The following is a 22,355-nucleotide window of genomic DNA, read 5'->3' on the forward strand; positions in this document are numbered from 1 at the left end:
TAGACTTCGTACGATGTTTGCGATTCCCGGGATTCGTACGATTCGCACATAACATTTATACAATTCTGATGAGATAGTTGGAACAGAGGCACTCGCGAAGTTTACGAACTTCAAGATTCGTAGGATGTTTACGTTTCGTACGAATCTCACGATTCGTGAAGATCGTGGAGTGCAGGAGAATCAATCATGGCAGAGGAACACAACAGCGGAGAACCGCGCGCCGTTTCTGTCGGCGTACTCAAAGGCGGGTTCGGAAAGACAACGACGGCGATTAACCTCGCTCGTGAGTTAGCTCATCGAAACGGCTCAGCTCTCGTTGTCGACCTCGACGACAACGGCCACATGAGCCAGAACCTCGGATTCACAGAGCAGTATAGTGCCGAAGAGAATCATGCCGAAGCCGTTCTTATCAACGGAGAGGATCCAACGCAATACATTCAAACAGTAAGCCACGGGCTCGATATTTTCCCTGCCCACGTGCAACTCGAAGACGTCCAGAGTGGGCTAAAGGAAGCGACAATGGGAACGACACGACTCAAGGAGAACCTCATCAATCCGCTACTCGGTGACGAGTACGAGTACATTGTGGTCGACTGTCCAGCAAATCGCGGGAAGTTGAACGACAACGCCATGTACGCAACAGGGAACATTATCATCCCCCTTCGCGCAGAGAGCGGATATGAAAGCGGGCTCTCTAGCACTGTTCAACGGCTCGTTCAAGAAGCACGGCAGTACTTTGAGTTGAACATCCTCGCGATTACACCCACGGACTTACAAGATCGTATCGACCAAGATACCCGCGACCGGTCGCTCCTCAAGGAGATCAACAATCGGGATGGTGTTTCAAAGCTCGTACCGAACTATGCACGAATAACCAATGATGAGTGGGAAGCGATCGATCAAGGGAAACAAAACGGTAATCTGCCGGGGATTCGACACCGAGCGGCGATCGATCGTGCGCACGATGAAGGCGTTCCACTTCGAGACTACGATGAGACGTGCGATCAGCTCGAAGCCTACGACGAACTCGCTCAAATCGTCGAGCAGGGGGAGGTGGTGCACAAATGACGGCGTTTGACGATCTCGAAAATGCAATCAACGAGGGAGCAGAGAAGACATCAACTTCGAGCAGTTCGTCCGAGTCTGAGGATTCTGAAGAATCGCAAACATCGAACGAATCGCACGAGTCTCACGAATCGAAAATTGCAGAAGAACCAAAAGATCCACGAAAGACACCTGCATTCGAGTTTTCTTCAAATCTACGACGGAGTATCTACACACGCGAAGAATCGTGGCAGGAATTTGAGGATGCACGAGATCTAGAGATGACGCGACAGTTGCGGGATGCAGGCGTTCGGAATCACGAGAGCCGTGAGGTTCACGATGCGATGGTTCGGTTAGCGGCGAAAAATCCCGAAGAGATGGCACAGTTAATCCTTGACGCACGCGGTATGGACGAAGAACAGTAGCTGGGAAGCGCTTCAGCACATTCTAAAAGCTCGTCCTCGGTCTGCCAAACACACAGACGGCCTGTGTCATCTAGCATATCAAAGATTGCAGTCTGCATTCCACTATACGACTTCTCAAAATTGACGTTCGTGTCAACTTCATTAGGGACTATGTCGGAATAGTCACACTGGAAAACCCACGTCTTTGTGAAATAGATCTCTAACGCAGTGAAGTACCCCTGCTCGACAAGAAAGCCACCACGATCGTGCTCGGTTACACCGACAATGTAATCGGTATAGTCTGCCAGAAGTCGGAATGAGCGTCGTTGATCAGAGGATGTCAATCACGAACGTAGCGACCAGATAGGCCGTCAGGTTACTAGTTGCCGATGGCTGGCACAACTTTCGCCGTTTCTCAGGGCCAGCAACAAGCCATGTTGCTTAGGCATCCCTGGGAAGAACAACGGGCATCCGATCATGAATTGGTTCGATAACATCGTTTGCCTCGGTCGTCAGAATCGTCACCGTACGCAGTGATTTGACGTCCTCACCCTGCCACTCATTCCAGAGACCAGCCATCGCGAACGCGACGTCATCTACGTGAGCTGGTTGATTGCCCCGGGTTTCTCATTCGAGACGACCTCAAGTGAATCAGCAGGTGTGATATTGAAGCGAGGTCGATAGCCTCCATCGGTGACGACAGGGGCGTAAAATCTGTCTTCAAGGTCATTCTGCGTGATGAAAAGCGACGTTTGCCTACACATACAACTTCTAGGCGGACTCGGTCGAAAAAAACTCGTAGTTATAGTCGTTTAATCTTTTGAGTGTTTAAACATCGTGCGAATCGTGAGAATCGTGAGAATCGCAGACATTGCAGGGGTCAGAAAATTTGCGAAATACGCTTACATACCAGTTCTCTGCTGATCTAAAGGAGAACATACTCGAGAATAGAACGTTTCGAGGTTAGTATTGAATACTAATATCGCTGGTATAGATAATTTGAACCATCAACAGCCTTCTTGAATGTTCAACGTAGGATCAACTGTTTTGAAGGTCAGACACGATATTCTGCTTCGTTTTTGGCTGTTCAAATACAGTATCGAGAACCATATCCGAGTCGCGCAAGAGGGAGTGTTCCCGATAGCTCCCTTCACTCTTGCCACCGCCAGTATGTCGATTTTCAGTGACGTCACTAAAGGCCCATTCCTTCAACAGTTCCAGCACTCGCTGGTGACTGAGGGGATCAGTTCCCTCACTCTTACAGACGTCTTCGTACACACGGTAGATCTCGCCTGTGCTGAATGCTTGTTTCAGGGAAGATTTCTGGAGATAGGCGAGCGCGAATAGGACATATTTCGAATGGGGAGTCGATCCTCGAATTAGCTCTTGGAACCGCGACATTTCCGCATAATCCTGTGCTGCATCGACATGCTCCTCTGTGACACTAGAATCGCCATTCCGAGCAGCCAGCTTTCCAGCGCTCGAAAGAATTTCAATTGCTTTCCGTGCGTCACCATGCTCACGTGCGGCAAGCGCTGCTACGCGTGGGATAACACCATCTTCGAGAACATCCGGTTGGAATGCATCTCGCCGTTTGTTCAGAATTTCACGGATTTGCCCGGCATCATACGGATGGAAGACGAGTTCATCGTCTTGGAAGCTGGACTTCACACGCTCGTCGAGATTCTCGTAATACTCGATCTTGTTGCTAATCGCAACGACGCCGATATAGCAACCCGTTTTACCACTCTCTTCGGCTCTCGAGAGTTTGAATAATATCTCATCGTCACCCAGTTTGTCGATCTCGTCGATGATAGCAATGAGGACATCAGCGTCGTCGAGGAGCGTATAGAGGTAATCCATGTACTCACTCGATCCGATCCCCTTATCTGGAATACCGAGTGAGCGAGTAGATTGATATTCAGCTTGTTGGGAAAGAGATCGAGCAACGCGAGTAATGGTGTTTGCTTGATCGCAATCGATATAGGCAGAAATGAGAGAGACGTCATTAGTTTGGGCGATCGCTCGAACACGTCCTGTGACGTGTCGGGAGACTAGCGATTTTCCCGACCCCGTTTTCCCGTATACAATCGCATTTCCGGGTGGATCGCCGAAAACACCTGGTTGGAGCAACTCCTCTATATCTTTGATTTCCGCGTCACGACCGACGATGCGGTCGCTGTCAGGAACATGGCCAATTCGAAGTAGCTCACGACGCGCGAATATAGAGTCATTACGCTTGGTAAGTGGATCGTCAGCGAGATCTTCTGGATCCGGCGTGGGGATAGGATCGTTTGGCACGTTATTACAACTCTTCAAGAAGGAACATCTTAGTTCTACCGCTCCCCCGTTTTCAGTGAAAAGAGTAGAACGAGTATAGTGAGTGTATGAATATGGACGATTGGCGGAGAAAAAGCGACGAGAGACACCCCTCATTTTCAGTGAAACCAATCGAGTGAGTGGCTACTCTAATCGACTCGAATACAATAACTTAAAAGAAGAGGAATGGCTTCATCGTCAGACACCACGTTTTCAGTGAAAAATACGACCACTGCAACCAACTTTCCCTCTCATAATAGCGATACCTATATTGCTGCTACCCATAGGTACTTATTATACTTTCTAGTTAAACTAGTAGAGTAGTTGAGAATCAGCTAGCGGTTCTGTTTTCACTGAAAACGAGGGGTCTCTCTAGTGGAATGCGTTCGATTTTCACGAGATTAGAAACCGACTCCTGTTTTCACTGAAAACAAGGGGTGTGGGGATTCGTCGGAAGTGTTTCTAAAGAAGATACAGCGAGAGTTCCACGGAGCACCCGGCTCGTGGTACTTCACATCAATAGCTACGTGAAAACTATAGCCGATTAAATCGGTACTACTTGCCCACCCTCATCAGACACCACTGTTGCAAGTGAAGCTAGAAAGAGAGAGTCTAGTAACAAAACAACAGTGCACAATTAAAATTAAAGCGTTGACATATTGTCTGACACACCACCTGTTCAAGTGAAAACAGGCGATATACAGCGTTTATCCGCTGAATCTCCAGGAAGTGTTGTAGTCTCCGTGAATTTGTCCTCTTCGGTCAGTACCGACAGTCACTCATGAGTTCACTTGCAGCAGTGGTGTGCGACTGCCTCTTTTGTTAGTTATTTGAACGAGTTAGTTCTCTCGTTCAGTTGTATCCGTGGTTTAGATGTATTTCTCATCCCCTCCCCCTTTCTGCGATTAGTTTCACTTGCAAGAGTGGTTCTCTCTGGTTCCAGTACTCTATCTGAACTGGTCATGCGGCGATGTTCACATGCAAGAGTGGTGTGTTCTGCTCATGGAACGTTGTTTTCGTTCACGTGCAAAGGTGGTGTGGCCTCGCTAAGTATCGCAAGTCGAGGTGGTGCTCAATACTGTCGCGTTAAGGAAAAAGGCGAGAGAACGGCTTGCTTGTTTAATATCCAGGGCGACGCCAACTCTAACCCCACTATGGCAGGTCAGCGTTTCGAGGTCACGACTCACTTGCCCCTTATTGCGATTGAGTAGTCGTGCAAAATCACGAACTGACGCAACTTCGTTCTCGGCGAGGTAAGTGATGAGGTCACGGGCACCTTCCATTCCACCGTATGCATGCGCCCGTTCCATCTGTTTTCGACGAAACACAGAGACGGTTTCGATTACCGCAAAGGAAGTGACGAAGACGTTACGGAGATTCGTATTTCTCTCGTGCTTCACGTTGAAGCGCGAATGTATCGACGGTCTTGATTCGGTCACCGTATCCATGCTTTGTGAGTGCGAACTCAATTCCACGGCGAGCAGCTTTATCGGCGGTGTAGACCGTTACCGACTTCGCTTTGTTTTGATCGAGGAGTTGTGCTGCGACGCCACCGATTGCAGAGTCAGCCTTTTCCACCGTATCGGCGTCCTGTTCCGTTGCAGTAGCGATGTAGCGCTGCACGATATCCATCGTACTCGAAACGACCGGATTCGAATACGCAATCTCATCCGCGAATGTGGCCCACCCACGATCCAGTGCGAGATCGATCGGCTCATCTGCTGTCGTGTATCCTTCCGGTCAACCACCCAACTCTTCGTACACTTTTTGTGGAATTGTGAACACGATATCGTGTTCGTGGGCAATACGCTCTAGAAGCGCGAATCGACCGGACTCAGGACGACCAAAAGCAATGAAGAGATTTGTATCGGCGATATGGGCTTCAGTATCCGGGATAATTGAGAGGGGCATTTATTCGGAATGCTCTGGGAGATCCTCGTTATCAATATCTACCTGTGCGTCGATTGCATCGAGATCCAGATCGTCCTGGGCGTCCGGCTCTACATCGACAATGATCTCACGAAGTTCTTGAAGGATGGTTTCGGCCTCAAGCACGGAGAGATCTAACTCACGAGCCATGATTCGTGACGTCATCTTGCCTTTGACGTACGCACGTGCATACTCTGTCGCAATTGCGAGACCTGCTGTGCCATGCCGATCACGGTAGAGGTCGAGATTTTGATTGTCCGTGCTGCGGGCAAGAGCGGCGATCAGTGTTGGTGTGATTTCGTACGAGCCCTCATCAGCCGCAACAGTGATCGAGAGATGCGGCGCTCGATAGCGATGGGGCTGCGTCTCAGTCACGCGTTCGAGCAAGCCCATATCGGTGAGCCGATTCACATCCTCGTAAATCGTCGTCGAGGAGCTGTCGAGACCCGCTGCAAGTTCATCGACCGTTGCGGTATCACGTTCCCGAACACGTGTGTATAGCTGGGCAAGTCGCGGATGGGTAAGCACATCCGAAATCGCAAGCATCGTGTCGATCGGATGGGTATCGCGTTTGGTTGCCGCCATACTTTCCACTTTCCGCGGAAAACGTATAGTTCTGTCGCAGCCTCAAACGTGGGTTACCTCAGCTTGTACGAGGGAGTGGCCTGTTCGAGTTAAGATGACCGGCACACCGAGTAGGTTGCCAATTTCAAACTTGTTCACGTCGAATCGCCACGATATCTGCTGCCACTCGTTCGGATTCCTCTGCCGCAATCACGAGCAGATTTGGCGCTGGCGTACAGGGTGCTCGGTCACCAACATGAAAGCCAGCATCTGCAGCACCGGGGAGTTGCACCTGATACCCATTGCCTGCAATTTGCAGTGAAGCGTTTGCAACTCGGTGGATCGAGACAGTGTCGAGCGCGGCGGAGGTCGCGAGTTCGACGATATTCTCATCGGTAATGCGGTCAATGTCGATGACGAGAAGGAGACCATCGAATGCAAAGACACGGATAGTGGCAAGACGGATGTTCTCATCGTCGGTCTCTTCAACGAGTCTAGCGGCTCGGGCTGGTTTTGTGACCTGGAGTGCGAGGCCATCCCCGGAGCGTTTGATTGCGTTGGGCATTGGTGGTTAGTATAGTTTACTAACCTAAGAAGATTCGCCTCACCTCTTGAGTTTTGATTCTGTTCTGTTTCACCCCATACTGGATAGAAACTGACTTCAGTTCGCATATTCCAGTCGTAAATGCAGCTCGTGTACCCCACAGACGGCATGGGATCTTGCACTCTTTCCAAACCCATGCGTCCATGCCGTCTGTATCCCAGTATGTCACGGGACTCTCCTCAGTGAGGGGCAACGTCTCCTCCAAGGGTTTACGTGGCGAATGCGCGAATTGGTGAGTACCAATGGTTGGACAGGGAGGTTCACCACTTTCACCCCTTGCGCAAGAGGCTCTTGACGCGCTCGTGTCAGCACTGCCGGATGAGCAAGAATTCACCTACGAGCAAGCCTATGCTGTCTTGGTTGAGAACGAAGATCTTGGGCGACCGGGCGCTGAGGATATCATCGAACGGCTGTACAATAAGGGCCATCTCTATGAAGTTGAAGGGAAGCTTCGACTCACTGATTACGGATCTACGCAGTAACGAGCGTGTTACTACCCAGCGCTCACGAATTGGTACCCATTCGTTGTAAAGAGGGATGTGGCGGGGCAAAGACGGACCAGGAGTGATGGCGCCAGATCCGGAACTTGTCAGAGCGGCCTCGCCACATGCTAGATAATGTCTTACACAATTAAATGCTTTGTGGTACGCAAAAAACCAAGCAGGTTGGCAGATGAGTTCGTGGAACAAAGCTTATGCATGCTTGTGAAGTATTTTACACTATGACTACCGTTGTAAGCTCCGATGATTGGCCACTCTTCCTTCTGTGTCTTCTCCTTGCAACGGTGTTGTTCTTCCTCGGCCCTGTAGCATTCACCGCCGTCGCTGTCATCTCCATACTCATCTACATATTCAGACGAGAGGCCCGTGCTGGCTACGAGGCCGTGACTCTTTTTAGCTCACGCCAGGGACACCTTCGGCCATCTCCTCCATGACGCGATAGCCGTCGTTCTTGTACGCTCAGCCGTAGTGGGTCGCACCTTCCCGATAGCCTAACCGTGCGACCATTACGTCGTTCGTCTTTGCGACGTTCTTCGCGTGCTCAAGGACGTTGAGGTACTTGTCCTCGACTTGCTGGCTCTCGGCGCGTTTCTCACGGAAGTTGATCAGTTCGGTATTCTGTTCCGAACGCTGGACCGTCTCGAAGAGCTGACGGCCTGCATTCGAGGTTTCCGCGGTGAGTTTTGGCGACCCATCGATCTCGTGACCCTATTCGATAAGCAGAGAAGAATTACTTGTTCCACGAACGTCTATTCTCCTATGCCAAATGGACGCTTGAAGCGGTTTCTCGAATTCCTTATCATCGGAATTCTGTTTGGGGTGACTGAAGACGTGCTTGCTGTCGTCATAACGACAGATGCAGATGTCACACCGGAAATGCTCCTGCTAATCGTTCTTATCGCAGTTCCGTTTGCGGCGTTTTCTGAACTTGTTGTTGATCATCCCCATTTCATTCACTTTGACCGATTAGCAGACTGGCTCAAGACCCGGGATGAGCCGAGTAGGAAGTCTGGCTAATCTCGGAGCCGACGGTGCCTGCTTCGCAATTTCGAATCGTAACAACACGCCATTAGTTATTTTCTCCTCTGAATGCTGCGTAGCCACTTGATAATGTATTTCCCTACAGTTGAATTCATGAAATTAGTCCCCACCGGCATGTCTATCTCTGATATCTCACTGATCGGTTATGAACTAAGCTCCACACACTTTTGCACGACCGTGGTGTGTCAACTCTATGGTTGTGCGGATTGGGGGAGTTGGTGTCGGAGGTATTGGCTACTTGGAACTCCGCTTATTCGCGAGTATGGACGACGTGGCTATCGTAGCAGGTGCAGATACGTCACCGGGTGCTCGTGCCGTGTTCGAATCCGAATTTAATGTTCCGGCGTATGAGGACTACCAAACACTCCTCCGCGAACATAGCGGGGAGTTAGACGGGATATTGATCGCAACGCCACATGCATATCACTACGATCAAGCAACTGCCTGCTTAGAAGCAGGCATCGACGTCTTGTTGGAAAAACCCATGACAATCGATGTGCGAGATGCTGTCGATCTCGTTGAAACAGCACGACGCCACAACCGTATTCTCAAAGTCGGGTACCAACGACATTTCCATCCCGTGTTTCAAATGATTCGACATCTCATCGCCAGCAACCGTATCGGCACTATCCACACGATTGCCTGCTATCTCGGGCAAGATTGGTTCTCGTCACACCAAGGAACATGGAGGGCTGATCCAGAAATTTCGGGTGGTGGGCAGTTGTACGATACAGGGTCGCATCTCATTGATGCACTCTTATGGGTAACGAATGGGATTCCTGAGACAGCAACTGCTTCGATCGAATTTGCAAAGCCGGGAATCGATGTGAGTGCGGCACTCACGACTCGCTTACAAGTAGATGATGGTACGGCTATTGGGAGTGTCACGGTGACTGGTGATGGTGTCGCAATGGACCCACGCGAGGGGTACGTTATCTGGGGTACACGCGGAGGTGTCGTGTATACAGGAGATTATCTGCATCTCGAACACAGGGGTGCAACCAGATACACCGTACCAACGGGAACAGAATCGAACTTCGATATCGCGACGAGACGGAAGGTGGCAAACTTCGTCACCGCCATCAACGACGGCGAACGACCGGTTGTTTCGGACGACGCCATCCAGGTTACTGCATTGACTGAAGCTGCGTACATGGCTGCGGCCGAAGAGCGCACAATCGACGTTCAGGATCTCATTTCCGAAGTGTCGGAAGCGTGAAGCCAAACGGTTCGAAGAATGTAAATCAGCTTCCAATAACCATGAGCTTCAACCAAACACTCTGATCGTTGGATATAGGACGTGCTTCGGTCACTGGGTTATTGTCGACCTCTATATCTCACGCGGTATTTACCATCCCACCATCTACGATTACCGATTCACCAGTCACGTAACTCGCAAGATCACTCGCCAAGTAGAGAGCTGTTTTCGCGATATCGTCCGGTGCTCCGAATCGACCTAAAGGAATCAATTCGCGCATCTGTTCGCCGGATTCGGTACCAACGATTGGAACATCATCTGTCGTCATCGCTGTCTCGATAACACCCGGATGAATGACGTTCACTCGAATACCATCCGCTCCAAGTTCTGCGGCGAGCGAGTACGTGAGCAGTCTAACTCCACCTTTCGAAGTACAATACGGTGAGAGATTGCTGTATCCTTGGATTCCTGCGATGCTCGAAATATTCACGATGCTGCCGCCACCGCTCTCGCGCATCTGTCGTGCCGCCGCCTGCGATCCGAAGAACGCACCATTAAGATTGATGTTGAGGAGCTGTTGGTATGCCTCTGGATCGATGTCTGTCACCGGACCGTTCGGGCCGACAATTCCTGCGTTGTTTACCATCACGTCGATTCCTCCAAATTCGTCAACGGCCATCTCGACAGTTTCCTCTACGTCTGCAGGATCAGAGACGTCACATTGTGCGAACACTGCTTGTGCGTCGGTTTCCTCAGTGATCCGTTCGTGTGTCGTCGCACCATCCTCGCGCGGGTCTTCGCGAACGTCTGCAACGACGATATTTGCGCCTTCTTCAGCGAACCTGTGTGCTATTGCTCGGCCGATTCCGCTTGCTGCACCCGTTACCACGGCTGTTTGTCCCGCAAGTAACCCACCCATACACCGCTGAACAACGTCAGTTGGTGTGAGTGTTACTGCCGTCTGTTGACCGTGATCGAAGAAATATTATGATTCACGTTCGGTCTACTAGAGTTGAACCCCGTATAATGTATTCAAAATAAACCGCGACAAGTACTTAGGAGGCTGATCTCGCGGTACAACATGAAGGTATCCGACGAAATGTCGTTGTCACACTATTCTTCTGGTGATTCCGATCGTTTAGGACTCTCAAATGACTGTAGCACATCCGGATTCAGTCTAAAGATGAGGTTCATCACGTTGGAGGTCTAGCTGTACTATCATGCTCCGCATGCTCTTCTCGGCAATCGGCATCATCGAACTACGTTCGCCAGAAGCACTCATCAGCCGTACCGAACAGCTTGCACTCGAGAATCCAGATGACTGTGAATTACGGTCGTGGGTTATCCCTGGTGCGCGGATTGAAGGACTCCTCATCTTAGTTTCCATGTGGCGAAGCGATCGCTCGTATTCTACCTTCAAGCAATTTCTCGGCGCTATTGGACTTCTTGCACTGGCGTTCCCACGTGCCTATGTTGACTATGGAGCCGAGCTTGCGTACACTGATGCCAGCAACTGCCGATGGAAACCGTGGGTGTACGTCGGGACCCGATTGGTCGGACTAGTATATGTGATCATCGCTCTCAACGAACTACGGACCGACTGATCTGGATGTGGATTATGGGCTGCTCTGTTGCTGGAACCACCGAGCGATTTGCCGACTGAACGCGTCATATACTTCTAGTCCGCTCTGGAGAGTCTGATATACCTCGACGTAATCAACCCTCCCGTATTCATGAGCCAGAACGTTCCGAAACCCGATCGCTGCGACGAGTGTATTCATCGTCCCCTCGTCGATGACCTTCTCTTGGCCGAGAATGCGAACTGCTTCCTTGGAAGCGACACCATCAAAATCAAAGTCGTGTGTGGCAATGTGTTGAGCGAGGTCGGAACACGCCTGAATCGCATTCTCGAACATCCGCTCAACGGCGCGTTGCTCAGTCGTATTCGTGAGGAGTTCTGTGCGAGTAAGTGACTGTTGTTTCTCCTTCAGTTCACCATGGTACTGCTCGATTTGTTCAAGCTTTGTTGAGACGACTCGTCCGTCAGCCATGAAGGCCGTCCTCTGCAATGCGGTCGATCACGTCCCGCTGGTGGCGACGGATATCGTCGCGTTGCTCTGCAAACAGCGCTTCTGTGTCCGTTTTGAAGTCGCGGAATGCGTCTTCATCACCACAGAGGAACTCGCCATTGACGGCGTCGTGTGCTACCTCGAGTGGCAGTGTTTCAATATCTGAGACATCGATGAACGGGGCGTCCTCTCGTTGAAGGTCGCCCGAGAGGAAACAGAGCTTTTGGAATCGCTCGTGAGAGGAGAGGCTCTCGTTGAACTTGACGGCGAGATCAAGGTCGGATGACGGACGCGAGTTGCTAGTGAGCTGCGAGCCGAATACCACAGCGAACTCGATATCCACGTCGCGGCTGAGCGACTCTTCGAGAACGGCGAGCAACTCCGAGTGTCCGTCAATCGAGTCCATACGTAGAATAATGACGGTTCACCACTAAAGAATTCCGTTGGTCGGAGGGTGGAACCCAGTGGCGAAACGAGTTCTTCGGCGGGATCTTCCCACAGTTACTGTTGGTCGCTTTCTCCCTACTCATGCCGTTCTCGACTCTCGTTAGCGGGAGCTGTCGATTACAACGTTGTAATAGAGGGGGGCTCGCGAACGCGACCCCCTCCATTTCGCAGAAATAGACGCACTCCACCGTAACCAACCGATTACTACCACCATGCGTCACCGGCAACGCGGTGTGAATCTCGTGTGGTGGTGTGGTTCGAGCGGGGGTTCTCCGAACCCCCGTGATTACAACGCTATAATCAGCGCCCTCCGTTCCCTCCCGCGTTCGCTTCGTGGGCTCGCATCCATCCCGCCAGGTCAGGATGGGCGAACGTGATTTCGATGTGGTGACCACCAACGCCCATGGCGTCGTCGATCGACAACGTCCGTGACTCTTTGTAGGTCACGCCGGGCACACGCTCGGCCATCACTTCCATCACCCGATAGCCGTCGTTCTTGTACGCACAGCCATAGTGAGTCGCAACCTCTCGATAGCCTAACCGTGCGACCATCACGTCATTCGTCTTGGCGACGTTCTTCGCGTGCTCGAGCACATCGAGGTACTTGTCCTCGACTTGCTGACTCTCAGCACGCTTTTCGCGGAAGTTGACGAGTTCGGTATTCTGTTCCGAACGCTGAATCGTCTCGAAGAGCTGACGGCCCGCATTGGTTGCTTCCGCGGCGAGGTTTGGCGACTCGTCGTCAACACTCTCTTCGGTCTCGTAATCTCGCACAAGATTGATTATACGTGAGACTGACGCCCGGACCCGACTGTTCTTCTCTTCTGCGTCGGTGAGGTCGTCGATCGCTTGCAGGATGCAATTGACTGGTCGGAAGCGATCACGGGGGAAGAGTCACTGCTGTCCCACCAAGCGTTATGGTGCGTCGCCATTTATGTGTGAGAGATTGCATTCCGGGATCTGGCTTGACATCCCGTGTAATCCGCCTTTGCTCCCACCCGTCCAGTCCATTCTCAGTGAGCGTTATTGCCCCAATATGATGGAATCCGGCACCAACGGTATTGATGACCGTTCCATCGATTACCTGCGGTTTATCGAACACGTGCTCGATGTGGTCACCGACAATCGCGTCAATGCCATCGACACGCTTTGCCACGGTTTTTGATCCCGTTAGGGCGAGATGCGAACCACAGATGATATAGTCCACTCCGGCTGCTTTGAGGTTTGCCACTGCTGTCCGTGCTGCTGGCACATTGTTTATCACTCGATAGTTCTTCGGAAATGTGGGCTCCAATTCAGCAGTATTCTGGGGGGCAAGTCCAAATATCCCCACTCTAGTACCATTGATGGATTTCGTCACCCATCGCTTGCTTCCTGGAATCGGATTGCCATTAGTAGTGCGAAGATTGGTCGATAGCCACGGAAATGAACTCCGAGAGATTTGTTTCGTAAGGACGGACGGTCCATAATCAAAATCGTGATTGCCGATCGTCGCAGTAGTCAACTGAAGGTGATTTAACGCTTCGACAATGTGCGTCCCACCGAACGGCGTTGCAAGAGGTGCCTTTGCTAGATCGTCACCAGTGCCAATAAATACCGTATTTGGATACTTCTGTCGGAATTTGTTGACGGCAGTCGTATATCGCGAAATGTTCGGCCCAGTTCGCTTCCCAAATCGACCTTCAAATTGCGTTCCATGGATAATAGTGAGCGGGGGTGTCCTTGCGGCCGCTCGCACATGTCCGAATACACCTGTTGCAACCCCGGCTCCAGCCGTACTCCCCGCCAGCTTCAATACCTTTCTTCGGGACTTGATAGTCTCTTCGTTTCCACACCCTGTCTCCTCTTCAATTCCATCCACTGTAGAGCGACCTCTTTCTCATCATCGTAGTTTGAAGACCTTCGTTCTACACGACATGATTACCAAGATAACAGGGCTTAACGACAACAGACGATGCCTGATGAATCGGGAAATTTACAAACTGGCTATATTGAACTGATCGTGATGGGTACCCATGGTCGAACTGGGATCCAGCGATTATTCATGTGGGGAGTGTCGCTCAACGGGTTCTTCGCGGTGCAATCATCAGATGAGATGATATTCCACGGCCAACAATTTAGGAGAGATAATTGAGAAGATACGTTAGCCAAACATCATACGACTGAGCACGATTAGATATCTGTATGGTCAACTTACTATCACCATTTACGTCAAGTGCAATGACTTGCTCATCTGAGAGTTCGAGATTACCGTTTTTGTCGGACGATTCGACCTAGTTTGGTGTGAATGCATCCTCAAGAACGAGATAGCCGATGGGTTCATGTGACCTGTCTTGGTGTCATCACCTTGCTCCCCTTCGGCCCTGACATCAACACCAGTACTCGTAAGGTCCCTATAGCGCGACTCTGCCGGATCGTTCCCGTTGCACGTTTGCATACTGACTGGGTATCGACGCCCTAAATGGCTGTAGCATCCACATCGGGGACGTTCTCCATTCGGCGAACCCTGACTCCGGTCTCGGGAATGGTAGGGTCGCTATCGTTCGTATTGGACGTCTCCTGCGAAGACATTGACCAACTCCTTTCGGAATCCGGTGGTCGAGAGGCCAGTACGATCCGAATGAGGCGAGAAGGCCTCGACAGCGATGGTGACAACGAGACGGTCTTGAAGTTCAACACCCGTGAACTCGAGCTCATGTCCGACGACGAGTATCTCGTCCTCAAAGCGGAGACGGGAAGCAATTGCCGTCTGTCTGGTATCGATAGCGTCAGAGTTGTTGGAAAATCGTACAACCTCAACTGATTTTTTGATCGGTGAACTCGCTCGCGGTAGTCATCTAGAGCCGTTTCGTCCTCCAGTTGTAACTGCCGTCGTACTACCTGATCCACTGATCTCCGACCACAAACACGGTGGCCGGTAGGACCTCTCCCTCACCCGCTGGTTTCTAGCCGATAGATGCCGATACAACTGCCGTACTCACAGGTAGCCGTCCGGCGTCAGTCCCGAACTGTGTCAATTCGGGACGTCCACGACCGCGGTTGTGGTGGTGTTCCTGTTAGATTCGTGTCCCTCTCGGGCGTGATGTGATCCCAGCCACGCTACTCTCCGGCAACCGCGTCTGTGGTCGGACTGTCGTCCGTGTTCTGGCTCGTAACTTCTCCAGGTAGCTCGACGTCCGACTTAAGCACGAGACGCGTCTCTTGGTAGCTTAGTCCGTCTTTGGATCGCTGGCGCTTAATTTTCCCCAGGCGGCCATTCGAGAGTTCATGCATTGCATCCATCGTCCGGCGAGCGAGTTCCTGACTGTACTTCTTGCTCACACCAGACTCTTTCAAGCGAATCCAATCTGCGAGACCTGAGGCATCAAGATAGGCACGGATCTCTCCACTGCCCCTCGACCAGAGTGAATAGCGACCAGTATCGTCATCTTCGCGCCACGCCTTACTTGCGAGTTCGTCGGGTTTGCGATTGGTGACGGAGGCGAGCATCTCGTCGTCATAGCGGGCAAATCGCTGAATCGGCAAGAGATCCGCTGTTGAGTGAGCAACGGCACCACCGCGACCGAGCGCGTCTTCCTCACCGGGGAGTCGGAAGTAGGTGTTGTCATCTTCTTTCGTGATGCGCTCAAGTCTGTTCCCCGCAACGGTGATCCGGTCTTCGTCGACATTCTCGGCGAGTAAGTGGGCACCTTTCTCGAACTCACGGGCTTGGAGTTCATCGATCCGTTCGTCGCAATTCTCTGTTTTGCGGGTAATGGCCGTCCGATGGGCTTTTGCGTCGTCTGCTTTGTTCGCTAGGTCCGATACTCGCTCTTTGAGTTCTTCGATTCGGTTATCTTTCTGTTCGAGGTCGGTGCGGAGATTTGCGATCTGTTCGTCTTTCTCGGCCCCTTCAGCTTCGAGATCCTCGATCCGGTCGGTAAGCGTCTGGACATGGTCTGCGAGGTCGCTGACCGATACGTCGCCATCAAGAATACTGGACACTCCGGAAACAGTGGTGTTACTCATTGCCACACCCCTTCGTTCTGGGCGCAGTGTCGTCTGCTGGCGTCGAGAGTCGAGGAAGGTGGGCGATGATGGTGAGTGAGCCGAGACAGCGGGCACTGGTGTCACTGGCAGTGTGCGTGTACTCGATGACAGTCATCGGCAAATTGGACCAGAGAGCCGTACAGTGGTAGGTAGCGTGTTGTGGAGTCGTTGTTGGCGCGATCAAGACCAGCTGTGGTGCGTGGGTGGTCGATGAACGGGTCTCGCTCACCGTGAGAATCGTTCGGGGTCGTTCGGTCGTCGTGATGCGAACGCGATCACCTGCCGAGAGCTGGTGGGTGAGTGCGTTGGTATCGCGTGGGTTCAACGGTCGAGGGATGATCGTACGCTGTGTGGTCGTCATTCCTGCTCACCTCCCGTTGGGGTGGTGATGGCCTCGATACGAGAACCAGTACGGAGCCAGCTGTACCGCCCATTGGGTGTTCGCTCGTAGTGATCGAGTTTGATCTCGGTGTGGTCAATCTTGTCGTAGTAGCGGTACTGCAACCGATACAGATCGTGGGTGGGTGTTGCGAAGTACAGGACGTGCTCGCCCGGTTCGGGATCACGACAGGTGAGTTCTGGTTCGCGGTGGTCGCACTGATAGACGATCCTCGTGAGTGTGCGATTTGTGGTGGTGATTTGGATGCGATCGGTTGGATCGAGACTGAGAATCGTCTCTGTGCGTGGCGAGTGGTTAGTCATTGAACCTCACCCCTCCACGGGTGTGAAAAACTTGGCTTCGTCTGTCGATGGATGGTGGTTGGCGGGCGCTGCGGCTCTCGGACGGGACACTTTTGTCCCATGTTCTCGAATATGTACATGGCTTCTCGGTAGAGAGCCAACTCGGATTCGTGTTCACGGCACGAATCCACTACATTCCTTTCGGAGGCAGTGAATTCCGAGTGAGCTCTTGGTGTATCTTAACAACTCCATCCTAATAAAATTGTAGCTCATATAGGCTACTTAAGTAGCTTTTATAGGGTACTATTTTCTATTATCGACGCGACTAAACGTGCTACCAGAATTAACTCGGATATGCGTCCGCGGGTCTCATGGATGACGAACGCTGACGATACTATCCTCGAGTTTTTCGAGGAACATTCTATCGCCCTTCCCCCTGCAGCTGTCGCCTATAACATTGACTTCTCCTACTCTCATGTCCGCAACCGGATGCGAACACTCGCCAACCACGACCTTCTGCAGAAGGTTGACGAAGAAAAGGGCTACTACGAAATCACTGATCAGGGAATCGCATACCTTGCTGGTAAACTCGAAGCTAAGGAATTAGAGTCGAGCTCATAACAGTTGGTTGTTGTCTTCCACTTTTCCGAGGGTAGAAACACCAAACGCTGGATACGGCGGAAACGGATCATTAGTTCTGATTTGTAGGGCTTGGCTTCGGACTAAGTCTCGCCGAGTTCAAATCCTGCAGCGCCCATCGCACACCCGAGAACATTGTTCTTTCTGATCTCAACGCTCAACGACGCTTCGTTACTATTCTCGAGAGATCTAATTTCGTTCAATGAATGAACGATTTGTAATGCACAGTTGTTACGATCACGTTCAGAGAGTTCCTGACGACACAAATCGAAGTATGGCACCATAAGCTTCGATGGCTGCCCAGATTACAGCAAGCACTCCTGCCATCAGCATAAGACCGAATTCTAGCTGTCCGATACCGGGAGGGAGGATCCATTGACTCGTGGTGTACGCCGAGTCGTACACATCACTGACTCCCCCTACGGCGCGAGAAAGACTCAAATCCTGTTTCTCTGCCTGTGCATTCACACTTGGGTTCCCAATCTCACGCATTGTTAGATCTGCTGGCTCGTCGCCATAGACCGGGCGCTCAATATCATATGGCTCAAAGGGAATGTGGACAGACCAGACAGTCGTCCCTTCAGGGGTTACGACGATCGCTCGTTGGTTGTTACTATCGACGATCATCGTGTTTCCGTTCGGTAGTCTATCGGCATCACGAGGCCAGCTCAGGTTAGTGTAGGCCCAGTCCTGTGTCCAGCCATCATTCGTCCGGCGGTATTCAATGACGCGGTCATTTTCGCTATCGGCGACAAGGAGTGTGAGTGGATCCTGTGAAAGAATGACTGGATTGTGCTGTTCGTTGAGAATACTGTAGTTGTCTTCTTCACCGAGCGTCCACCTGATCTTCTTCGTCGCTCGGTCAACCAGCATCACTCGGTCAAAATTTCGCGGGCTCAGGAGAAACGCGGACCCGTTATCGACCACATCGATGTCATTTAGGTGAGTATACCCACCCATTCCCCCTCCTGCACTTTTGGGGAAATGTTTACGGAAGCGATATTCCCAGACGATCTTCTTTTCCGAGGCATTGTACACGTATGCGCGACTGTGCTTGAGGTCTGCAACCGCGTAGTCCTCACCGTGGAGATAGTCAACGTCGTGAGTCGCCGGTGGGACGGGAAATCGACGAATCGTCTCGCCAGTTCGCCAATTTATTATGACTGCGAAGTACGACACCTTTTTAGAGAAGATGGGGAGATCTTCGCCACCGCTTCGTGCGACAACCAAGAGTCGGTTCTTACCGAGTGGATCGACGTCGAAATACCGGTCGTATTTTTTGTGGGTCCATACCGGTTCCTTAGTTTTCGTATTAAAGGCGACGAGCTGAGCCTGTGTTGAGGAAAACTCCTTGCCCTGTGCAGTTACGAACGTGATGTCCTCAGCAGGTATCCTGTCCGGAACTCCTTGGGCACTGGAGACATCTACTACTGGTTCATACGTTACAGTACTCACGATAGACGGGAACAGTAATAGAACGATTACAAGAACTACTAGTAGTCTATTTTTTCTTGTTTGCATATCTTCGATGACTGGGATCTAGCCTGTTCGACCGCTAATTGCTCTATCTATAGACCATTGAAACTGTCTTAATTGTTATTGTCTGCTCGATACAGTCGGCGCTTAGTGACATCCTGCCCGTCGTAAACGACGGGGCTTCCCACACCCACCAGTAGGTGGTTCGTTGGGAACTTACGGTTTACACCCCGACGAGGTGCAGGCACTACCACGGAGCCGGTACTCCTCTCGCGTCCGGAGAACGAACCAGACTCGGCGGTAAGTGGTTGGTTTGCGTCGGTCCGCCGTCCGAGGGCTTACTTTTTGATAAGCCAAGCAGCCAGTCAACTGCCAGTTATCGGACTGTCAGCATCCGATGGGGGACCATCGAATCGACAGCAAGAGAGACACGGGAAAAGCACCGAAGACGATTCCCAAGACGACTGCTGAGACAGCCAGTTAACCACCCCCGTTTTTTGACCAACAGATCACGACGACGGTTTCTCACTTCGGCATTGGCTACAACGAATCTCGGTATGCTTGCTGGGTGTTCGGACATCCTCGGATACACCGAAATCAACACACCAGAATCGTCCCCCTAGACGTCAGACTTGACGACAGCAGTGACAGAAACTATTGCGACACCCGTTGACGCGGTGTAGAATTACCTCACTGTGCTTGTTACACTCTAAAATCGATATAGAGGATGAAGGACTCTCAGTTGTACTCTTTCTGGATCACTGTCTCGCCACTGCTAGTAGTCACAATGATCGTATCACCGCCGTTGTTCCAGATCGCACTTCCAGAGCCCCAGAAGAGCTCATTCGCCGAATTTGAACCACTACCAGTATACAAGGTCACAGACTCGTGTGCACCAAGCGTGAACTCTGGCACTGAATATTGATGATTTGCCGCATCCTCAATTGTCCAACTCGTGAGGGTCAACTCATCGTCTCCCTCGTTGGTGAACGTGATATACTCCTCGTTGAGATTGTCGTGATCATTCCCGGGCGCATCAGCTTGGATGTTCGACACGACGAGCTGGCTTGCACTTCCACTATCGCCATCTCCACCATCCTCCGGCGCTTCATAGTTCCAAAGGCCAACGTGATTCCCTTGTGCAGTCTGCTCGTCACTCGCGAATTCCGAACGCTGTGAGAACTCACTATCGTACATCCGCGCATAGCCCTGCTCGATGAGCATTTCGTTCACCGACTTGCTATCATCTGTATATACATAGACGAGTAATCGACCGTAGGATCCACGCCGATCAGCACGGTCATCAGTCTTTATTATGACTGTCTCGCCAGAGACCTCTGTCCGTGCAAATTCGCTGGCCTTGTGACCCCAATCGCGTAGCCAATCTTCTCCGTCTTGGGTGGTCGGAATTCCTTCGAATTCATCGGGCGTGTTCTCGACGTGTACCTCTGGAGTATCAACACCGAGTAATCGAACGTCTTCAGTATGTCCGTCGGGGAATTCTACCTCATAGGTATCACCATCAACGACGCGAACGACTTCCACTGTCCACGATGTTTTTGGACCTGAATCGACCGGTTCTTCTGTAGTCGTAGTCGGTGTTGTACTCGTTGTTGTGGCTGCTGGAGGAGCTGTTGTACTTCTCGTCGTCGACGGTGTTGTGGTCGGCGGGACACTAGCAGTTGTAGTTACTGTTGTTACTGGTGGTGTACTGGTGGTGGACGCTATTGTGGTTGTACGTATTGTCGTAGATACTGGTTGCTGTGTGGTCGTAGTACTCGTACTTTGGACCACTGTTGCTGGAGTCGTTTCTACCGGTTGTATTGTTGTATCAATGGTTGTATATGATTCAGTCGTCAGAGCTGTCGTTGTTGTGGTAGTTGTGTCCGTGTCAGCAGTAGTACTGCTTGAGCAACCGGCGAACACCATCATCAGAGCCACGAGAACGAGAGTGATGCCTCTAGCATAGGTGCGGTTATTCATATGATTCGTAATCAAACATAGATCCGTATCGCGAAGATATAAGTCTTGTTTGTGTGAATATATGGCGAAGAGTATGTCAACTTCTGTACGAGTCTCGGTATTCGTGATCGAATCAATGAGATTCTCGAACGGTCTAGTTTAATGCCGACAGGTTGAGAAGGGCTGTAGCAATGGCAGCTTCACTCGCCGAACCGGTTGTTCTCGCTGCCGCGAAGGACACACTCTACCCCGATCTCAACAACAGCTCGGACCACTACGCTGTCACCGAATCCCAGTTCACGAAACCGTCGTGGGGCGATTGGGGGATCCCGGACGATCTGCGTCGTCGCCTCGCGCCGTACAATACGATCCGTCTCACCGGCGGTGAACCTGACCTCTTGGGTATTGGAATGCCCGCTCTGGAAGTACTGAATGCCGACGCGGCGACGACACCGGTTGCTGTAATCGAAGCGAAAGGCCACAACAGCGACCCGAGTGCTGCTGACATCCGTCGGGGAATCAATCAAGCTCACGGTCACCTGTCCGAAGTTAACCTCGGGTACGCTGCTGCACCGATCCAGAGCATCACCGACCAAGCACGGTCTCTCGCACGTGATCTCAACATCGGTGTCATCGGCGTCGAAACCCCTCACGAGGCGACGCTCGTCGAACCTGCCCGCGTCACCGGTGTCGGTGACTTCTCGACGACCATCAACGCGATTCGATTCCAAGCAACAACCCATCAATTCACCGATGGCAGCTTCCCGGTAAATCACCCGAAGAACTACCTTGGCTACGCCCTCGCCGTAGCCGCGAACGGTGAAACACGAACCGTCTACTCCAAGTACGTGATCAACAGCGTTTCAGGCGGCCGTCGCGGAGCCATCCTCCTCGGTCTTGTCGACAATCGTCCCGAAGGCGACGTGCTCACACATCTTGGCGCGGAAGTCGTCCGCTTCGCCCGTGACCAGCACGGCAGTATCACCGCAGCACTTGATGAGTTCGCATCGTGGAAACGCCGATCCACTCGATTCACCACTCTCGCCCCACGTTGGGCGCAACTCGGTCGGTCGGTCGCCATCCAATACGACCCCACACAACTCATCGTCGAAGCACTCGAACGGCTCCATCAGCGCGGCATTGAAACCGCGACCATTGACGCTGTTGTCCGCGAAGCCTGCCGCATCAATCAACCACTCGCCATCGAAGTGTTCATCACACAACCCCGACGCGAAGACGTCCTTACCGCCGACGGCGACATCAACGAATCGATGCTGACTGACCCGACCGTGTTCAAATCAGGCATCCACTTCCAATTCAAATACCACCTCTACCACGTCGGTTTGCTCACAAAGGGCGGAACCGACAACAAAGACAAAGTCCTCTCCAATGACTGGGCGTTAGAACATCCAGTCGGATTTCATCAGTTCAGCTAATTAGCTGTACAGC

At 51.7% G+C, this 22,355-nt stretch carries 23 protein-coding genes and 3 pseudogenes; 9 read left to right on the forward strand and 17 right to left on the reverse strand.

Annotated elements, in window-relative coordinates; translation table 11 throughout:
* Nucleotides 1–186: 186 nt before the first annotated feature.
* Together ACN2TU_RS24260 and ACN2TU_RS24265 are read left to right on the forward strand one after the other, a co-directional pair.
* A complete protein-coding gene (locus ACN2TU_RS24260; protein ID WP_435159107.1) occupies nucleotides 187–1,068 on the forward strand; it encodes a ParA family protein in 882 nt (293 codons plus the stop codon).
* Nucleotides 1,065–1,469, forward strand: a complete 405-nt coding sequence (locus ACN2TU_RS24265; protein ID WP_435159109.1) for a DUF7970 domain-containing protein — start codon at nucleotides 1,065–1,067, stop codon at nucleotides 1,467–1,469. The genes ACN2TU_RS24260 and ACN2TU_RS24265 overlap by 4 nt, the downstream gene beginning before the upstream one ends.
* 2 nt (nucleotides 1,470–1,471) lie before the next feature.
* Here ACN2TU_RS24265 and ACN2TU_RS24270 read toward each other — a convergent pair.
* The 7 genes and pseudogenes from ACN2TU_RS24270 to ACN2TU_RS24300 all read right to left on the reverse strand — a co-directional run.
* A pseudogene (locus ACN2TU_RS24270) lies at nucleotides 1,472–1,765 on the reverse strand (DUF8170 family protein); the annotation flags it as partial.
* 124 nt (nucleotides 1,766–1,889) lie between these two features.
* Nucleotides 1,890–2,033: pseudogene (locus tag ACN2TU_RS24275) on the reverse strand (SOS response-associated peptidase family protein); the annotation flags it as partial.
* Between the two features lie 11 nt (nucleotides 2,034–2,044).
* Nucleotides 2,045–2,212, reverse strand: a complete 168-nt coding sequence (locus ACN2TU_RS24280) for an SOS response-associated peptidase family protein (RefSeq protein ID WP_435159111.1) — start codon at nucleotides 2,210–2,212, stop codon at nucleotides 2,045–2,047.
* Between the two features lie 274 nt (nucleotides 2,213–2,486).
* Nucleotides 2,487–3,749: a Cdc6/Cdc18 family protein gene (locus tag ACN2TU_RS24285; RefSeq protein WP_435159113.1), complete on the reverse strand. Its 1,263-nt coding sequence runs from the start codon at nucleotides 3,747–3,749 to the stop codon at nucleotides 2,487–2,489.
* A gap of 1,386 nt (nucleotides 3,750–5,135) precedes the next feature.
* Nucleotides 5,136–5,678: pseudogene (locus ACN2TU_RS27045) on the reverse strand (PIN domain-containing protein).
* The gene (locus ACN2TU_RS24295; RefSeq protein WP_435159117.1) at nucleotides 5,679–6,281 is read right to left on the reverse strand and encodes a DUF7437 domain-containing protein; all 603 of its coding nucleotides are present in this window, start codon (nucleotides 6,279–6,281) and stop codon (nucleotides 5,679–5,681) included.
* Nucleotides 6,282–6,405: 124 nt separating this feature from the next.
* Nucleotides 6,406–6,825, reverse strand: a complete 420-nt coding sequence (locus ACN2TU_RS24300; protein ID WP_435159119.1) for a hypothetical protein — start codon at nucleotides 6,823–6,825, stop codon at nucleotides 6,406–6,408.
* Nucleotides 6,826–7,106: 281 nt separating this feature from the next.
* Between ACN2TU_RS24300 and ACN2TU_RS24305 the strand changes: the two genes are divergently transcribed.
* The 3 genes from ACN2TU_RS24305 (at nucleotide 7,107) to ACN2TU_RS24315 (ending at nucleotide 9,624) form a co-directional block, all read left to right on the forward strand.
* A complete protein-coding gene (locus tag ACN2TU_RS24305; protein WP_435159121.1) occupies nucleotides 7,107–7,346 on the forward strand; it encodes a hypothetical protein in 240 nt (79 codons plus the stop codon).
* A gap of 555 nt (nucleotides 7,347–7,901) precedes the next feature.
* On the forward strand, nucleotides 7,902–8,381 hold the full coding sequence (locus ACN2TU_RS24310) for a hypothetical protein (RefSeq protein ID WP_435159123.1): 480 nt from the start codon (nucleotides 7,902–7,904) through the stop codon (nucleotides 8,379–8,381).
* A 217-nt stretch (nucleotides 8,382–8,598) separates the two neighbouring features.
* Nucleotides 8,599–9,624, forward strand: coding sequence for a Gfo/Idh/MocA family protein (locus ACN2TU_RS24315; RefSeq protein WP_435159125.1), 1,026 nt, complete (start codon nucleotides 8,599–8,601; stop codon nucleotides 9,622–9,624).
* 118 nt (nucleotides 9,625–9,742) lie between these two features.
* On the opposite strand, the gene ACN2TU_RS24320 is transcribed toward ACN2TU_RS24315, so the two are convergent.
* Nucleotides 9,743–10,522, reverse strand: a complete 780-nt coding sequence (locus ACN2TU_RS24320; RefSeq protein ID WP_435159127.1) for an SDR family oxidoreductase — start codon at nucleotides 10,520–10,522, stop codon at nucleotides 9,743–9,745.
* 301 nt (nucleotides 10,523–10,823) lie between these two features.
* On the opposite strand from ACN2TU_RS24320, the gene ACN2TU_RS24325 reads away from it, so the two are divergent.
* Nucleotides 10,824–11,207: a hypothetical protein gene (locus tag ACN2TU_RS24325; protein WP_435159129.1), complete on the forward strand. Its 384-nt coding sequence runs from the start codon at nucleotides 10,824–10,826 to the stop codon at nucleotides 11,205–11,207.
* Between the two features lie 12 nt (nucleotides 11,208–11,219).
* Here the strand turns inward: ACN2TU_RS24325 and hepT are convergent, their stop codons facing one another.
* The 4 genes from hepT to ACN2TU_RS24345 form a co-directional block, all read right to left on the reverse strand.
* Nucleotides 11,220–11,654: a type VII toxin-antitoxin system HepT family RNase toxin gene (hepT, locus tag ACN2TU_RS24330; RefSeq protein WP_435159131.1), complete on the reverse strand. Its 435-nt coding sequence runs from the start codon at nucleotides 11,652–11,654 to the stop codon at nucleotides 11,220–11,222.
* Nucleotides 11,647–12,078 carry a nucleotidyltransferase domain-containing protein gene (locus ACN2TU_RS24335; RefSeq protein ID WP_435159133.1) on the reverse strand — a complete coding sequence of 144 codons (432 nt, stop codon included), beginning with the start codon at nucleotides 12,076–12,078 and terminating at the stop codon, nucleotides 11,647–11,649. The genes hepT and ACN2TU_RS24335 overlap by 8 nt, the downstream gene beginning before the upstream one ends.
* A gap of 341 nt (nucleotides 12,079–12,419) precedes the next feature.
* On the reverse strand, nucleotides 12,420–12,893 hold the full coding sequence (locus ACN2TU_RS24340) for a hypothetical protein (protein WP_435159135.1): 474 nt from the start codon (nucleotides 12,891–12,893) through the stop codon (nucleotides 12,420–12,422).
* Between the two features lie 106 nt (nucleotides 12,894–12,999).
* Nucleotides 13,000–13,980, reverse strand: a complete 981-nt coding sequence (locus tag ACN2TU_RS24345; protein WP_435159136.1) for a bifunctional metallophosphatase/5'-nucleotidase — start codon at nucleotides 13,978–13,980, stop codon at nucleotides 13,000–13,002.
* A 600-nt stretch (nucleotides 13,981–14,580) separates the two neighbouring features.
* Here ACN2TU_RS24345 and ACN2TU_RS24350 point away from each other — a divergent pair.
* Nucleotides 14,581–14,922 carry a hypothetical protein gene (locus ACN2TU_RS24350; RefSeq protein ID WP_435159138.1) on the forward strand — a complete coding sequence of 114 codons (342 nt, stop codon included), beginning with the start codon at nucleotides 14,581–14,583 and terminating at the stop codon, nucleotides 14,920–14,922.
* 296 nt (nucleotides 14,923–15,218) lie between these two features.
* Here the strand turns inward: ACN2TU_RS24350 and ACN2TU_RS24355 are convergent, their stop codons facing one another.
* From ACN2TU_RS24355 to ACN2TU_RS24365, 3 genes are read right to left on the reverse strand one after another with little or no spacing between them, the layout of a single operon-like run.
* Nucleotides 15,219–16,127, reverse strand: coding sequence for a DUF8008 family protein (locus tag ACN2TU_RS24355; protein ID WP_435159139.1), 909 nt, complete (start codon nucleotides 16,125–16,127; stop codon nucleotides 15,219–15,221).
* On the reverse strand, nucleotides 16,120–16,509 hold the full coding sequence (locus ACN2TU_RS24360; RefSeq protein ID WP_435159140.1) for a hypothetical protein: 390 nt from the start codon (nucleotides 16,507–16,509) through the stop codon (nucleotides 16,120–16,122). Before ACN2TU_RS24360 ends, ACN2TU_RS24355 begins: the two co-directional genes overlap by 8 nt.
* Nucleotides 16,506–16,850 carry a hypothetical protein gene (locus ACN2TU_RS24365; RefSeq protein ID WP_435159141.1) on the reverse strand — a complete coding sequence of 115 codons (345 nt, stop codon included), beginning with the start codon at nucleotides 16,848–16,850 and terminating at the stop codon, nucleotides 16,506–16,508. Before ACN2TU_RS24365 ends, ACN2TU_RS24360 begins: the two co-directional genes overlap by 4 nt.
* A gap of 354 nt (nucleotides 16,851–17,204) precedes the next feature.
* Between ACN2TU_RS24365 and ACN2TU_RS24370 the strand changes: the two genes are divergently transcribed.
* The gene (locus ACN2TU_RS24370; protein ID WP_435159143.1) at nucleotides 17,205–17,450 is read left to right on the forward strand and encodes an ArsR family transcriptional regulator; all 246 of its coding nucleotides are present in this window, start codon (nucleotides 17,205–17,207) and stop codon (nucleotides 17,448–17,450) included.
* A 261-nt stretch (nucleotides 17,451–17,711) separates the two neighbouring features.
* On the opposite strand, the gene ACN2TU_RS24375 is transcribed toward ACN2TU_RS24370, so the two are convergent.
* Nucleotides 17,712–18,923 carry an aryl-sulfate sulfotransferase gene (locus ACN2TU_RS24375; protein ID WP_435159144.1) on the reverse strand — a complete coding sequence of 404 codons (1,212 nt, stop codon included), beginning with the start codon at nucleotides 18,921–18,923 and terminating at the stop codon, nucleotides 17,712–17,714.
* Nucleotides 18,924–19,682: 759 nt separating this feature from the next.
* Nucleotides 19,683–20,876 carry a thermonuclease family protein gene (locus tag ACN2TU_RS24380; RefSeq protein ID WP_435159145.1) on the reverse strand — a complete coding sequence of 398 codons (1,194 nt, stop codon included), beginning with the start codon at nucleotides 20,874–20,876 and terminating at the stop codon, nucleotides 19,683–19,685.
* 221 nt (nucleotides 20,877–21,097) lie between these two features.
* Between ACN2TU_RS24380 and ACN2TU_RS24385 the strand changes: the two genes are divergently transcribed.
* Nucleotides 21,098–22,342, forward strand: a complete 1,245-nt coding sequence (locus ACN2TU_RS24385) for a hypothetical protein (RefSeq protein WP_435159146.1) — start codon at nucleotides 21,098–21,100, stop codon at nucleotides 22,340–22,342.
* Nucleotides 22,343–22,355 lie beyond the last annotated feature (13 nt).

The organism is Haladaptatus marinus (assembly GCF_051194195.1).